Raw genomic sequence first — 14,374 nt, 5'->3', positions numbered from 1 at the left:
ACTCAGGAGCCGACGACCATCCCGCCATTGGGGTGGAGCACCTGCCCGCTCATATAGCTGGAATCCTCGCAGGCGAGGAACAGGAAGCACGGCGCGACTTCGTTCGGCTGGCCCGGGCGACCCATTGGCGTACTCTCGCCGAAATGCGCGAGTTTCTCCTTGCTGGCACCGCCGAACGGGTTGAGCGGCGTCCAGATCGGCCCCGGCGCCACGGCGTTGACGCGAATGCCCTTTTCGATGAGATTTTCGCTGAGCGAGCGGGTGAACGCCGTGATCGCGCCCTTGGTGCTCGAATAATCGAGCAGTTCCTTGGAGCCCTGATACATCGTGACGGACGTGCAGTTGACGATCGCCGCGCCCTGGCGAAGATGCGGCATCGCCGCCTGTACCACGAAGAACATCGAGTAAATGTTCGTCTGGAAGGTCCGCTTGAGCTGTTCCTCGGTGATGTCCTCGATCGACTTGTCCGGGTGCTGTTCGCCCGCATTGTTGACGATGATGTCGAGACGCCCGAACGCGCCTATTGTGCGGTCGATCAGGTCCTGACAGACAGCTTTGTCGCCCAGATCGCCCGCGAACACGAGCGCGCGAGCGCCTTCCTGCTCGACCAGCTTTTGCGTCTTGGCGGCGTCTTCATGCTCGCACAAATAGGCGATGGCGACATCCGCGCCTTCACGCGCGAACAGCACCGCGACCGCCCGGCCGATGCCGCTATCCGCCCCGGTCACGACCGCGACCTTGCCTTTCAGTCGGCCCGATCCGGGGTAGCGCGGCATGAACTCCGGCTGGGGATCGAGCTTATGCTCGTCACCAGGCAGATTGTCTTCGTGGATCATGTCGATTGTGTCAGTCATGGATCATTCTTCCGTTCAGCACGTCACTTGACGTGGTCCGGCTTGCCCTTGCGACTGCCGGAGGCAAAATCCTCAAGCTGGCTTTTGCTCATCGAGTCATACATCTCGCGTGAGGCGCCCTTGAGGTCGGATTTGGCGCTGTCACCGCGTTTGGCAGACAAGGCTGCCCCGGCGGCTTTCTGCTGCGCTTTGGATTTGGCTGGCATGAGTAAGCCTCCAAATTAAAAGGCCGCCCGTTCGTGCCGGGCGGCCTGTGCCTGTCGATCAGACGAAGGGATAAGGGATCCCCCAATATCCGTAGACCTGCCGGCCGTAGCCATGGTCGTAGACGGGGTCTTCCTGCGCATATCGCGGCGCGCCTTCGAGACGGGATTTCTCGATATCGACGACATAGCCGCCATATTCGGTATCATAATCGAGCATGTCCCACGGCAGCGGATAATAATCGCTGCCGAGGCCGAACAGCCCGCCGAACGACATCACGGCATATTCAGCCTTGCCGCTGCGCTTATCGACCATGAAGTTGCGCACCGTTCCGAGCTTTTCGCCCTGTCGGTTATACACTGTCGTGCCCTCGACCTTGTCGGAGGAGATGAGGCGCTGAGTTTCGTCAATTGCGATTTCGGTAGCCATGAGCCTGGTCCTCTTCCTGTTGAAGGTGGGCCTCAATCCGCGGAAGGGTTTTGCCGATCCAACCGGGACCAAGGTGCCAATGCCGGACTATGCCGGCCCTGGGTCTTGAGGCGGCGCGTCAGCGCGACGCCATCTACCAAACCAACGGCCAGATAGCGCAGGGGTTCCGGGTAAAGCGGCAAACCGATCGACAGCGAGTCACGCCGTGTCGCATCGGCGGTCAAGAGGCCGGTTCGGTCAGATCATGGACTGCGGCTGCACCAGACGATCGAAGGTCGCCGCATCGACAAGCCCGAGCGCAGAGGCCGCCTCGCGCAGGCTCAGGCCCTGCTCATGGGCATATTTGGCAATCTTGGCGGCGTTGTCGTAGCCGACCTCAGGCGCGAGGGCGGTGACCAGCATCAGCGAGCGCTCGACCAAGTCCGCGATGCGCGCCTCATTGGGCACGATGCCTTCCACGCAGCGCTCGGCAAAGCTCTCCATTCCCGTGCTCAGCAGATCGATGGAACGCAGGATCGCCGCACCGATCATCGGCTTGAAGACGTTAAGTTCGAGATGCCCCTGCAAGCCGCCGACCGTCACGGCCTGATGATTGCCGATCACCTGCGCGGCAACCATCGTCAGCATCTCGCACTGGGTGGGGTTGACCTTGCCGGGCATGATCGAGCTGCCTGGCTCATTGGCCGGCAATTCCAGTTCGCCCAGCCCCGAACGCGGCCCCGAGCCGAGCAGGCGGATATCATTGGCGATCTTGGTCAGCGCGACAGCGAGTGTCGCCAGAGACCCGGAGAGCTGGACCAGCGGATCGTTGGAGGCCAAGGCCTCGAACTTGTTGGGCGCGGTCCTGAACGGAAGATCGGTCAACGCCGCGATCTGCTTCGCCACCGCCTCGCCGAACCCTTGCGGCGCATTCAGGCCTGTGCCGACCGCCGTGCCGCCCTGCGCCAACGGCATCAGCTCCTCTTCTAGGGCGCGGGAGAGACGGTTGCGGCAGTTGAGCAGTTGCTGAGCATAGCCGGAAAACTCCTGCCCGAGCGTAAGCGGTGTCGCGTCCTGCAGATGCGTCCGGCCGATCTTGACGATGCCGGACCAAGCCTTCGCCATCGCGCCGAGCAGATCGGCAAGATGATCGAGCGCGGGCAGCAGCCGTTCGACCAGCGCGCGGGCGGCTGCGATGTGCAGCGCCGTCGGGAAGCTGTCGTTGGACGACTGGCTCATATTGACATGATCGTTGGGATGGACCGGTGCCTTGCCGCCACGCTGGCCCGTCAGCGCCTCGTTGGCCCGGCCGGCGATCACCTCGTTCACATTCATGTTGGTCTGGGTGCCGCTGCCGGTCTGCCAGATGACCAGGGGGAACTGATCGTCCAGCTTGCCGGCCACGATCTCCGCCGCTGCCGTCTCGATGGCATCGGCGATGTCCGGGGCCAGTCCGTGCGCGCGGTTCACATGCGCGGCGGCGCTTTTCACGATGGCCAGTGCATGGACGATGCCGATCGGCATTCGCTCGGCCGGGCCGAACGGGAAATTCTCGATGCTGCGCTGGGTCTGGGCGCCCCAATAGGCCGCGTCAGGCACGTCGATGGGACCCAGGCTGTCGCGTTCTTCCCGCATCTTCGTCACCGGTTTCTCCACTGCCATCTGCCGGGCCTGTCTGCGTGCGCTGCCGGCTGGCTCCAAACCCGCAGCTTGCGCGTTGTGCGCTCGTCCATGCCCATGGACAAGTCCCGTGGATAGGCCCCGTGGATAGGCAAGGAGCGGCCCCGAGCATGATACACGCGCTGATTTTCGTCGACGACAGCATGCCGGGCATCCGCCGCCGACCGAGTGGAAAACGCGGCTGGGCCTATTTCGATGCGGAAGGCGCGCGCATCACCGAGCGGGCAGAGATCGGCCGGCTCAACCGCATCGGCCTGCCGCCGGCTTATACGGATGCCTGGTTCGCGCCCAATGCCCATGCCCATATTCTGGCAACGGGCATCGATGCCCGCGGGCGCAAGCAATATCGCTACCATCCGGATTTCACAGCCGAGCGGGACGCCCGCAAATATGAGGGTTGCGCCGCTTTCGGCGCATTGTTGCCATTGCTGCGCCGCCGGGTGGAGGATGATCTGGCCGGGCGCAGTCTGACGGCCGAGCGGGCCATCGCCTCCGTCGTGCAGCTGCTCGACAGCGGCCGCATCCGCGTGGGCAACGAGGCCTATGCCAAGAGCAATCGCAGCTTTGGCGCCACCACCCTGCGCCGGCGCCATGCCAAGGTCACCGGCAGCCGCCTCACCCTGCGGTTCAAGGCCAAGTCGGGCAAGCTGAGCGAAGTCAGCATGACGGACCGCCGCCTCATTCGCTTCGTTCGCCAGATGCAGGACCTGCCGGGCCAGCACCTCTTCCAGTATCTGCGCGACGATGGCACCGCCTCGCCGGTCTCATCATCGGATGTGAACGGCTATCTGCGCGAGACGATGGGCGCGGACTTCACCGCCAAGCACTTCCGGACATGGCGGGCGAGCGTGCTCGCGTTCGACTGGCTGCTGCACGAGCAGGAGGTCTCCACCCTCACGGCGATGCTGACCCATGTCTCGGAACATCTCGGCAATACGCCAGCCATCGCTCGCAAATCCTACATCCACCCCAATCTCGTCGCCTTGGCGCGCGATGGGGCAGGCGAATTCCGCAAGCAGACGCACCTGCCGCGCCAGACCAAATGGCTCAGCCGCCCCGAACGCGGCCTGATCGCCTGGCTGGAGGAGCAGCAGGTCGAGGCAGGCTGATCAGCGGCAAACACCCCAGCTGACCCCGCCCCGATCCGCCTGATCGAAGTGGAAGTGATCGGCATGCTGGCGGTTATAATCCGGCGAGAGCACGGTCGAAAACACGCGGCATGCGCCATCGCGCACGGTTCGCAGGAAGGCGGCCTCTTCGCCCTCCCCGTCCCAATCCCGCAGCACCGAGATCCGGCGGCCGTCGCTCAGCACGAAGCCGGCGATGTCCAGCGCATTGGCGGTGGCATGTTCGCTCCACGCACCTTCGCCTCGGCCGTACATGCGCCGGCAACTATAGCTGCCGAGATGCTCGATGCGCACCACAGACGCCCCGAGGACTTGCTGCGCGGCAGGCTGGACAACCTGCCAGGTCCAGAGCGCGGTGGCGGCCATAACGGTACAGGCCGGGGCCACGTCCGTCGGCGAAAGGGCGAGCATGTCCTGCCCAGCCGCAAGGCGGGTGGCGGTCGTGACTCGGCATTGGTCGCTGCCGAAAGCCGGCACCGCCGTCGTCTCCAACCCGGCGCGATGCAGCAAGGCGCGACATCGCGGCGCATCATCCCGCAATCCCGAAAGCTTGTGTCGCGTGAACAGGCCGATCGGCTGATCCAGCGAAAGCGGCGTCCAGGGGAGATCCTGCGGGGCCGAACGGAACAGCGCGAACGCCAGCAACGCTGCCAGAACCAGAGCGCCCGCCCAGACGAGCCAGCGGATCGCGCGATAAAAACCGGATGCCTTCATAGCTGCCTAACGCGGCAGGACGCGTTCCGCTTCCGACAGGGCCATGCAACTGCTGGCGCACGCAGGCGTTGATCAATCAGACGACAAGGAAATCACGAAAGGATTTGAGATGTCGATGCCCGAAGATCCCAAAACGAACACCGAGACGGACGAAAACCCCGAGGTCCGCGATGCCGGGCCGGATGCGATGAAGCACAAGCCCGCCCCGGGCAAATGGGACGAGATTGACGAAGCCTCGGACGAATCCTTTCCCGCCAGCGACCCGCCGGCATTCCAGCCGTCGATAACTTGACGATCAGGCGGACGCGGGCGGTGCCACGGCGCCTGCCCGCGCCACGTCGATCGTCGCGATCTGCCCATTGCGCAATCCGTAGACCACGAACACGCGCACCTGAATGCTCTCGCCTTGCTTGAGCGGCGCGACCACGAAATCGGGCGCGTCCTGCTGCGCCGTGAAGGTGCTGGTGCAATCCACCGCAATTCCATTATCGTCGATCACCAGCCCATGGATGGTGAGATCTTCCCGTACCGTCTGGAACATGGTGCGATAGAAGTCGCAGATGCCATCGCGTCCGTTGATGACAGGCACTGAGGGTAGCCGCAGCACACAGTCCTCTGTGTAGTAACGCCCTGCCCGCTCCATATCGCCAGCGCTGAACGCCGCCGCATAGGCATGATAGGCCGCACGCCCGCCCGCATGGGATGAGAGCATCGGCGCCTTGGTGACGCCCTGCTCCGCCGGCCAGGTCATGGAGCACAGTTCCTGGATTTGCCCGGCCTCGTTCAACAGATAGGTCACGAAGAACCGCACCGTCAGAATATCGCCCGGCAGCAAGGGCGCGAAGGGGAAATCGGGGCGCGGCGCGTGGCAGATGAAATCCATGTCCACATCGACGAACAGCCGGTTGCCCTCCCGCAGTACCAGCCGGGGCCGGATGACCTCGCGTACGCCGTCATGGGCCCAGTCGAGGAAATCGAGCAGGCCATCGCGCCCACGGCAGACGCGGGTGCTGCTGTACATCACGCAATCCGGCGCGAACCATCGCTCGACAAGGCGATCATCCTGACCTTCGTTGAAGTCGGCGACATAATCGTCGTAATTCAAGGCTTTTTCCTCGCTGAAGGAACGCCTTCACGCCCCATTTGGTCGGCCCTTTTGGCCATGCGCAGCAACATGCCGTCCAGGTCCGACAGTTCGGACTCGCTGAAATCGGCCGTCAACATGCTGAAGAACTTGCGCCGGTCCATATGGACCCGCTTGTAGCTGTCCTGCCCCTTTTCGGTCAGTACCAGCAGGCTGCTCTTGCGGTTTCGGGGGTTTTCCTCGCGCCGCAGAAAGCCTTCTTCTTCCAGAACCCGCACCGCGCGGCTGACTTCCGCCCGGTCCACCAGCGCTGCGGCCGACACTTCACTGGCACTTTTGGTGCCCATCACCGCGAGATGGGCCAACACGCGCCACTCCGCCAGCGAGACACCCGCATTGTCCCGGATGTGCTGGACCGAAAGCCGGTCCAGCATCTTGCCGAGCATCAGCAGACGATAAGGAAGGTGGCGGGAATCGAAGATGCGCCAGGCTTCTTCGAGAGGACCCGCCGCCCCGTTATTGTTATCCTTTGCGCTCAATTGCGCTCCCCCTCTCCTCGGGCCGCCCCGGTTAGACCCGAGGCGGCACTATAATTCGCAGCGCGCCCTTAGAGGGCGACGCTGACCGCCTTGAGCTCGGTATAGGCCTCGACGCCGGCCTTGCCATTCTCACGGCCCCAGCCGGAGGCCTTGTAGCCGCCGAGCGGAAGCGCGGGATCGACGCCGCCCGAACCGTTGATGCGGATGGTGCCGGATTTGAGGCGCCGGGCCAGCTTGTGTGCAGTGGAGATATTCTGGGTGTAGATGGATGCGGACAGGCCGAACTCCGTCTCATTGCCCCGCGCGGCCAGCGCCGCGACATCGTCCTCATCATTGAAACGCATCGCGCAGAGCACCGGGCCGAAGATTTCCTCGGCGCGCACGCGCATGTCGGGCTTGGTATCCACCAGCACGGTGGGCTGGACGAAATAGCCGCCCTCATAGCCCTCGCCGGAGAGGCGATCGCCGCCGGCAAGCACGCTGGCGCCTTCCTGGCGGCCGGACTCGATATAACCGGTCACGCGGTCAAGCTGCGCCGCGCTGACCAGCGGGCCGATCATGGTCGAGGCATCGAGGGTCTGGCCGACCTTCATGCCCCGCGCCATGTTCACCACGCCTTCCAGCACGGCATCAGCCACCTTCTCATGCACGAACAGGCGCGATCCCGCCGCGCAGACCTGACCGGCATTGAAGAAGATACCCATCGCCGCTGCCGGAATGGCCTTGGAGAGGTCCGCATCCGCAAAGATATAGGTGGGCGACTTGCCGCCCAGTTCGAGCTGCACGCGCTTGAAGTTCGTCTTGGAGGCTTCGATGATCGCCTTGCCGGTCACCGTCGAACCGGTGAACGAGACCTTGTCGACATCGCGGTGCGCAGCCAGCGCCGCGCCAGCGGTCCGGCCGAAGCCCGAGACGATGTTGATCACGCCCTCCGGGAAGCCCGCCTCAAGCACCAGCTCGCCCAGCCGCAGCGTGCTGAGCGGGGTCTGCTCGGCCGGCTTGAGCACGACGGTGCAGCCCGCTGCGATCGCAGGGGCGAGCTTGCCCATCGCCATCACCAGCGGGAAGTTCCACGGCACGATCTGCGCGCACACACCAACCGGCTCGCGCAGCACGTAGGAGAGCCATTCGCCCGGTGCGCTGATCTCTGCGGTCTCACCGAAAATCTTGGTCGCCCAGCCGGCATTGTAGCGCAGCTGGCCAACGGCGCCCGCAACGTCGATCATCCGCGAGAACTGGATGGGGCGGCCTACGTCCAGCGTCTCAAGCAGCGCCAGTTCCTCGGCATTGGCTTCGAGCAGATCGGCGAGCTTGAGCAGCAAATTGGTCCGCTCGGTGGGCTTCACGCCCGACCAGGCACCCTCGAACGCCTTGCGCGCGGCGGCAACGGCCCGGTCCACATCGACCTCGCCGGCGCTGGCGACATTTGCGATGAGTTCGCCGGTCGAGGGATTGAGCGTTTCGAAGGTTTCGCCGGATGCGGCCTCGACCCACTGCCCGCCGATCAACATTTTGACCGGGCCGTTAGCGTAGCGCATACGCAGTTGCTCAAGCAGACCGGGATTATAAGGCGCATTCATCGAAACAGACATCCTTTCCAGCAGCCGTCGGCACCCTGACGGCAGAGATCATGTTGAATCATCATGATCTCCTCAATAACAGCAGACATGCGTCCACGCCAACTCTAGCGCGCCGGAAGTCCATGGAGAGTGACTTTGTCCGAAAATTCCTTTGATTATGTGATCGTCGGCGCGGGGTCCGCCGGGTCGGTGCTCGCGGCGCGACTCACCGAGGACCCGAATGTGCGCGTCCTGCTGCTGGAGGCAGGCGGCGGTGGCGATGACTGGCTGATTCGGATGCCGCTCGGCTTCCTCAAGGCGCTGTTCAAGCCCGGCTACACTTGGCCCTATTGGACCGAGCCCGAGCCGCACATGAACAACCGCAAGCTGATCCTGCCGCGTGGCAGGCTGCTCGGCGGCTCCAGCTCGATCAACGGCATGGTGTTCATGCGCGGTCACAGCGCCGATTTCGATCGCTGGGCGCAGATGGGCTGCAAGGGCTGGAGCTACGCCGATGTGCTCCCCTATTTCCGCAAGATGGAGCGCAGCTGGCGCGGCGCGTCCGATCTGCACGGCGCCGAAGGCCCGCTGAGCGTGACGCCCAACGCCACCAAATGGCTGCTCCACGATGAACTCATGGCCGCCGCGAAGAACGCCGGCTTCCCGATCACCGACGATATTCACGATGGCGACGAGGAAGGCGTCGGCCGCGTCGAGCTGACCATCGACAAACACGGCCGTCGTGCCTCGACCTATGCCGCCTATCTCAAGCCCGCCATGGACCGGCCCAATCTGACGGTTCTGACCAACGCGATGACCCAGCGCGTGCTGACCGAAGGCAAGCGGGCGACCGGCGTGGAGTATCGCCACGACGGCACCCTCAAGACTGCCCTCGCCCGCCGCGAGGTCATCCTTTCGGGCGGCAGCTACAATTCGCCGCAGTTGCTCATGCTCTCCGGCATCGGCCCGGCGCAGCATCTGCGCGAGATGGATATCGAGGTTGTGCATGACCTGCCCGGCGTCGGCGAGAACCTCTCGGAGCATCCGCGCACGCCGGTACTGTTCGAGGCCGCGCCGGTCACCTTCGTCAATGAGTTGCGCTTCGACAGGGCAACGCTCTCCGTGCTGCGCTGGTACTTCATGGGCACCGGCCCCTTTGCACGGCAGGTGAACAGCGCCAACCCGGTGCTGCGCACAGACCCGCGCCTCGCCCAGCCGGACATTCAGCTCTGGTGCAACCCCGTGACGCTGGACGCGCATCTGTGGTTCCCCGGCATCAAGAAGCGTCCGCCGCACAAGCTGACCGCCGACGTCATCCTGCTCCACCCGGAGAGCCGCGGCCGGGTGTTCCTAAAATCGCCCAAGGCCGACGATCATGTCGGCATTTTCCTCAACCTGTTCAGCGCGCCGGCCGATTTCGCGACGGCGCGCGCGGGCATCCGCATTGCGCGGAAGATCTATGCCACTTCGCCGCAAGCCGAGATCACCGGCAAGGAAATCTCGCCCGGCGCCGATGTGGTGAGCGATGAAGCGCTGGATGAGCATATCCGCGCCACGACGACGACCACGCAGCATCCGCTCGGCACCTGCCGGATGGGCACCGGCCCGATGGCGGTGGTCGATCCGCAGCTGCGGGTGATCGGTATGGAGGGCCTGCGGGTCATCGATGCCTCGGTGATGCCGGACGAGACCGGCGGCAACATCAATGCGCCCACCATCATGCTCGCCGAGCGGGCGGCGGACATCCTCAAGGGCAAGGTCCTGCCCGCCGACGAACTGGTTCACACAGGAGAGTATGCCGCATGACCCGCGAGGACTTCGAGCGCTATATCGGCGCCTTCAACGCCAATGATTTCGATGGCTTCACCAGCTTCTACGCAGATGACGTAGACTTTCAGCTGGGGGACCGGATGCACATCGTCGGCCGGGAGAAGATCGGCGAGTTCTATCGCGGCGTGAAGGCGCATTTCGAGGAGACGCTGACGATCCTCGACCTCATTCTCGCCGATGACGGCGCCGCGCTGCGGGTCCACACGCGCTTCGAGACGATCAAGGACTGGCCTGAGTTCGAAATGTGGCCGACCAAGAAGGGCGATGTGCGCGAGATCGAGAGCATCATCCTGTACCGCATCGCGAACGGCAAGTTCACCCACATCAAATCCGCCCGCTTCAAGGAACTCTGAGACTTGGCCAACAGCTCCACGCCCGACTTCATCGTCATCGGCTCCGGCTCGGCCGGCGCAGTCATCGCCGCCCGCCTGTCGGAAGACCCCAATGCCAAGGTCCTCGTGCTGGAGGCCGGCCGTCGCGAGCGCGACATCCGCCTCACAATGCCGATCCTCTTCCCGTTCGTCATGGCCGATCCCAAGTTCAACTGGAGCTATATGGGCGAGCCGGAGCCCTTCGCCGATAACCGCCAGATCCGCCAGCCGCGCGGCAAGGCGCTGGGCGGCTCATCGATGATCAACGGCATGCTCTACGCGCGCGGCCATGCGCGGGATTATGACGAGTGGCGCCAGCTCGGCAACGAGGGCTGGAGCTATGACGATGTGCTACCCTACTTCAAGAAATCGGAAAATCATTGGGGCCCTGAGGACCATTGGCATGGCAAGGGCGGCCCGCTGAGCGTCAAGCAGCAGCCCAAGACCAACGATCTCTACCAACGGTTCATCAGCACAGTAAAATCGCTCGGCTATGACGAGCGCGACAGTTTCCACCGCGCCGAGCAGGAAGGCTGGGGACCGCCGCCGCTCAACATCCATGAGGGCACGCGCGCCAGCACCGCCGCGCGCTTCCTCATTCCGGCGATGTCGCGGCCCAATCTGACCGTGGAAACCGGCGCGCTGGTCACCCGCATCGAGGTCGCCAACGGCCGCGCCGTCGCGGTTCACTATCGCGACAGCGAAGGCCGGGACAAACGGGTCGCCGCCGCGCAGGAAATCATCCTTTCGGGCGGTGCCTATAATTCGCCGCAGGTGCTGCTGCTCTCCGGCATCGGTCCGGCCGAGCATCTGGCCGAGCAAGCCATCGATGTAGTGCATCACCTTCCCGGCGTCGGCATGAACCTGCAGGACCACCCTTCGGTCGCGATGGTCAATGCAGCGGCGCGCAGCGTGACGCTGACCAACAGCCTGCGCATCGACCGCTCGGCGCTTGCCGCGCTGCAGTGGCTGCTGACGCGCGGCGGCATGATCGCGGATATGCCGGTGACCGCCAACGGCTTCATCAAGACCCGGCCCGAGCTTGAGCGCCCGGATGCGCAGTGCCTGTTCCAGCCGACCATGATCGGCGCGCAGACCTGGTTCCCCGGCTGGCGCAAGCCCAAGGCGGACGTGGTGGCCATGGCCTGCGTGCTGCTGCGGCCCGAGGGTCGCGGCTGGGTGAAGCTGCGCTCGGCAGACCCGACGGACAAGCCGCGCATCCTCTCCAACGTTCTCTCCACTGAGAACGACCGGGCCTTCTTCCGCCGCCTCGTGCCGCAACTGCGCGAGATATTCTCCACCGCACCGCTGAGCGACGTCTTGCGCGGCGAGGTGATGCCCGGCCCGAATGTGAAGAGCGATGCGGAGATCGATGCCTGGGTGCGCAGCGCCATTAACACCGCCCTGCACCCCGTCGGCACCTGCGCCATGGGGCAGGATGACATGGCGGTGGTCGATCCGCGCCTGCGCGTCCACGGCCTCCAGGGCCTGCGCGTGGCCGATGCCGCCATCATGCCGCGAATCGTGGGTGGCAACACCAATGCCGCAAGCATCATGATCGGCGAGAAGGCAGCCGACATGATCAAGGCGGACAACGGCCTGCAGGCCTGAGGCGAGCTTGCCGGTGACGTAGCGTCAGCTCAGGGTGGTCCGGTCGAACGGGCTGCCCCGGCTTGCGTTCACCCATTCATGGCGCGATAGGCAGGGCAACCTCAAAATTTGCAGGAGCCTTGCCTCATGCCTCGGCGTGTCCATCATATCGTTTCTCTCGCGGGCTGCACCGCCCTCCTCGCCCTTGCCGCTCCGGCCGCTGCCAATGAAGGCATGTGGATGCCGGGCCAGATCAAGGACATTGGCGCCGCGCTCAAGGCCGACGGTCTGGCGCTCTCACCCGATCAGCTGGGACGGCTGGATGCCGCGCCGCTGAACGCCATCGTTTCGCTCGGCGGCTGCTCGGCTGCATTCCTCAGCCCCGAAGGGCTGGTCGCGACCAACCATCACTGCGTGCAAGGGTCCATCCAGTATAACAGCGGCGAAGGCCGGGATTATCTGACCAATGGCTTTCTCGCCAAGGAGCTGGGCGAGGAACTGCCCGCCGCGCCCGGATCGCGCATCTATGTGATCGAGGATCTGCGCGACGTGACCAGCGCGATGATGCGCGGCGTGACGCCCCGCCTCGATGGCCTCGCCCGGTACGAGAAGCTGGACGCCAATCGCAAGGCACTGATCTCGGCCTGCGAGAAGCAGGCCAACCGCCGCTGCGACGTGCGGCCTTATTATGGCGGCGCGGCCTATTATCTCCAGCAGCAACTCGAGATTCAGGACGTCCGCCTCGTCTATGCGCCGGCCGAAGGGCTCGGCAATTTCGGCGGCGAGACAGACAACTGGATGTGGCCGCGCCACACCGGCGACTTCGGCTTCTATCGCGCCTATGTCGGGCCGGACGGCAGCTCAAAGCCTTTCGCGAAGGAGAACGTCCCCTACCGCCCGAAGTCCTGGCTGCGCATTGCCTCGCAGGGTGTGAAGGAAGGCGATTTCGTGATGGTCGCCGGCTTCCCCGGCACCACGAACCGCCTGCGCACCAGCGATGAAGTGCTGTTCAACTTCGCGGAATATGAGCCGCTCTGGCAGCGCCTGCTGAGCGATTACGCGACGCAGATCGACAAGGTGACGGCGGGCGACCGCGAAGCCCAGATCCGTTACGCCTCGATCCTCGCGGGGGCCGAGAATTACGAGAAGAAGCTCGCCGGCGACCTCGTCGGTGCCGACGCCATCCGCCTCGATGAGCGCAAGCCGGCCGAGGAAAAGGCCTTCCGCGACTGGGTCGCTGCCGACGCGGCCCGTCAGGCGCGCTATGGCGCGGACATTGCGGCGCTGGATGCGGTGGTCATCGAGAATAACAAGGCTTCCCTCACCGGCCTGCGCACCTCCCTGCTCAACCGCGCGCAACTGCTCGGCGCGGCCCGCACCCTGTATCGCTGGGCCAAGGAGCAGGAAAAGCCCGACGCCCAGCGCGAGAGCGGCTTCCAGCAGCGCGACCGCGAGAGCATTGTCGACCGGCTCCGTCAGGTTGAGCGCCGCTTCCTGCCCAAGATCGATCGTCAATTGTTCGAGGCTGCGCTCGTCGAATATCGCCAGCTCGACGCCGCCGATCGCGATGCCAAGTTCGAGGCCGCGCTCACACAGATCGGCTTCGACCGGCTCTATGGCGAGACCAAGCTGGGCGACACGCCGACCCGGCTGGGCTGGCTGGATAAGCCCGCCTCCGCCTTCGAGACATCGGACGATCCCTTCATCAAGCTCGCCATCGCGCTCTATGCCGGCGACATGGAAAGCGAGCAGGCCGCCAAGGCTCGCTCGGGTCGCACGCAGGCTGCGCGGGCGGGCTATATGAAGGGTCTGATGGCCTACAAGCAGGCGGCCGGCCTGCCCCTCTATCCCGATGCCAACAGCTCGCTGCGCCTGACCTGGGGCAAGGTCATGGGCAAGGAGAAGGACGGCCAGATCTGGACCGCCTTCACCACCGCCGAGGGCCTTCTCGCCAAGCAGACCGGCAAGGGCGAGTTTAATGCCCCGCAGGGCGCAATCGATGCGATCAGGGCCAAGGACTACGGCCCCTATGCCGCGCCGGAGCTGGGCACGCTGCCGGTGGACTTCATGTCCAATGTCGACATCACCAACGGCAACTCGGGCTCCTCGACGCTGAATGCGCGCGGCGAATTCGTTGGCCTGGCGTTCGACGGCACGCTGGAAGGCGTGATCTCCGACTGGGCCTACGTGGCCGAGCGCAACCGCACGATCCACGTCGACAGCCGCTTCATGCTCTGGACGATGGACAAGGTCGACGGCGCGCAGCGGCTGCTCAAGGAAATGGGCGTCACGCCCGTCGCTAGCCGCTGAGGCGCAAGGACGGGGCGGCGCGGCCGCCCTGCCCGCTGCTCTCTCACGCAACAAAAGAGAAAGGCCGCTCCGGATGTCTCCGGCGCGGCCTTTCCTTATGTCAG

At 64.6% G+C, this 14,374-nt stretch carries 14 protein-coding genes; 6 read left to right on the top strand and 8 right to left on the bottom strand.

What is annotated here, in order from left to right; all coding sequences use genetic code 11:
- Nucleotides 1–2: 2 nt before the first annotated feature.
- The 4 genes from M2341_RS07545 to fumC all read right to left on the bottom strand — a co-directional run bounded on the left by M2341_RS07545 (nt 3) and on the right by fumC (nt 3,128).
- Nucleotides 3–854 (bottom strand): SDR family oxidoreductase, encoded by an 852-nt coding sequence (locus M2341_RS07545; protein WP_264584810.1) that lies wholly within the window; start codon nt 852–854, stop codon nt 3–5.
- Between the two features lie 23 nt (nt 855–877).
- Nucleotides 878–1,060 (bottom strand): DUF3008 family protein, encoded by a 183-nt coding sequence (locus tag M2341_RS07540; protein WP_264572550.1) that lies wholly within the window; start codon nt 1,058–1,060, stop codon nt 878–880.
- 58 nt (nt 1,061–1,118) lie between these two features.
- Nucleotides 1,119–1,487 carry a PRC-barrel domain-containing protein gene (locus M2341_RS07535; protein WP_181559327.1) on the bottom strand — a complete coding sequence of 123 codons (369 nt, stop codon included), beginning with the start codon at nt 1,485–1,487 and terminating at the stop codon, nt 1,119–1,121.
- 237 nt (nt 1,488–1,724) lie between these two features.
- Nucleotides 1,725–3,128: a class II fumarate hydratase gene (gene fumC / locus M2341_RS07530; RefSeq protein ID WP_413715321.1), complete on the bottom strand. Its 1,404-nt coding sequence runs from the start codon at nt 3,126–3,128 to the stop codon at nt 1,725–1,727.
- A gap of 128 nt (nt 3,129–3,256) precedes the next feature.
- Here fumC and M2341_RS07525 point away from each other — a divergent pair, with 128 nt between their 5' ends.
- A complete protein-coding gene (locus tag M2341_RS07525; protein ID WP_264584809.1) occupies nt 3,257–4,255 on the top strand; it encodes a DNA topoisomerase IB in 999 nt (332 codons plus the stop codon).
- On the opposite strand, the gene M2341_RS07520 is transcribed toward M2341_RS07525, so the two are convergent.
- Entirely contained in the window at nt 4,256–4,987 is a 732-nt protein-coding gene (locus M2341_RS07520) for an extensin family protein (RefSeq protein WP_264584808.1), read from the bottom strand.
- A 109-nt stretch (nt 4,988–5,096) separates the two neighbouring features.
- Here M2341_RS07520 and M2341_RS07515 point away from each other — a divergent pair, with 109 nt between their 5' ends.
- Nucleotides 5,097–5,279: a hypothetical protein gene (locus tag M2341_RS07515; protein WP_264586003.1), complete on the top strand. Its 183-nt coding sequence runs from the start codon at nt 5,097–5,099 to the stop codon at nt 5,277–5,279.
- Nucleotides 5,280–5,282: 3 nt separating this feature from the next.
- Here the strand turns inward: M2341_RS07515 and M2341_RS07510 are convergent, their stop codons facing one another.
- From M2341_RS07510 to M2341_RS07500, 3 genes are all read right to left on the bottom strand, one after another.
- Nucleotides 5,283–6,092: a nuclear transport factor 2 family protein gene (locus M2341_RS07510; protein WP_264576048.1), complete on the bottom strand. Its 810-nt coding sequence runs from the start codon at nt 6,090–6,092 to the stop codon at nt 5,283–5,285.
- The gene (locus tag M2341_RS07505) at nt 6,089–6,517 is read right to left on the bottom strand and encodes a MarR family winged helix-turn-helix transcriptional regulator (RefSeq protein WP_264572545.1); all 429 of its coding nucleotides are present in this window, start codon (nt 6,515–6,517) and stop codon (nt 6,089–6,091) included. The genes M2341_RS07510 and M2341_RS07505 overlap by 4 nt, the downstream gene beginning before the upstream one ends.
- A 161-nt stretch (nt 6,518–6,678) precedes the next feature.
- The gene (locus tag M2341_RS07500) at nt 6,679–8,190 is read right to left on the bottom strand and encodes an aldehyde dehydrogenase family protein (RefSeq protein ID WP_319799394.1); all 1,512 of its coding nucleotides are present in this window, start codon (nt 8,188–8,190) and stop codon (nt 6,679–6,681) included.
- A gap of 135 nt (nt 8,191–8,325) precedes the next feature.
- Between M2341_RS07500 and M2341_RS07495 the strand changes: the two genes are divergently transcribed.
- The 4 genes from M2341_RS07495 to M2341_RS07480 all read left to right on the top strand — a co-directional run bounded on the left by M2341_RS07495 (nt 8,326) and on the right by M2341_RS07480 (nt 14,270).
- Nucleotides 8,326–9,975: a GMC family oxidoreductase gene (locus tag M2341_RS07495; RefSeq protein ID WP_264576049.1), complete on the top strand. Its 1,650-nt coding sequence runs from the start codon at nt 8,326–8,328 to the stop codon at nt 9,973–9,975.
- The gene (locus M2341_RS07490; RefSeq protein ID WP_264570004.1) at nt 9,972–10,352 is read left to right on the top strand and encodes a nuclear transport factor 2 family protein; all 381 of its coding nucleotides are present in this window, start codon (nt 9,972–9,974) and stop codon (nt 10,350–10,352) included. The genes M2341_RS07495 and M2341_RS07490 overlap by 4 nt, the downstream gene beginning before the upstream one ends.
- Nucleotides 10,353–10,355: 3 nt before the next feature.
- Entirely contained in the window at nt 10,356–11,981 is a 1,626-nt protein-coding gene (locus tag M2341_RS07485; protein WP_264584807.1) for a GMC family oxidoreductase, read from the top strand.
- Between the two features lie 126 nt (nt 11,982–12,107).
- The gene (locus M2341_RS07480) at nt 12,108–14,270 is read left to right on the top strand and encodes a S46 family peptidase (protein WP_264584806.1); all 2,163 of its coding nucleotides are present in this window, start codon (nt 12,108–12,110) and stop codon (nt 14,268–14,270) included.
- Nucleotides 14,271–14,374 lie beyond the last annotated feature (104 nt).

The sequence above is a fragment of the Sphingobium sp. B7D2B genome (genome assembly GCF_025961895.1).
Classification (GTDB): Bacteria; Pseudomonadota; Alphaproteobacteria; order Sphingomonadales; family Sphingomonadaceae; genus Sphingobium.
Note: the sequence above shows the minus strand (reverse complement) of the source record. Positions and strands in the feature narration are given on the sequence as shown.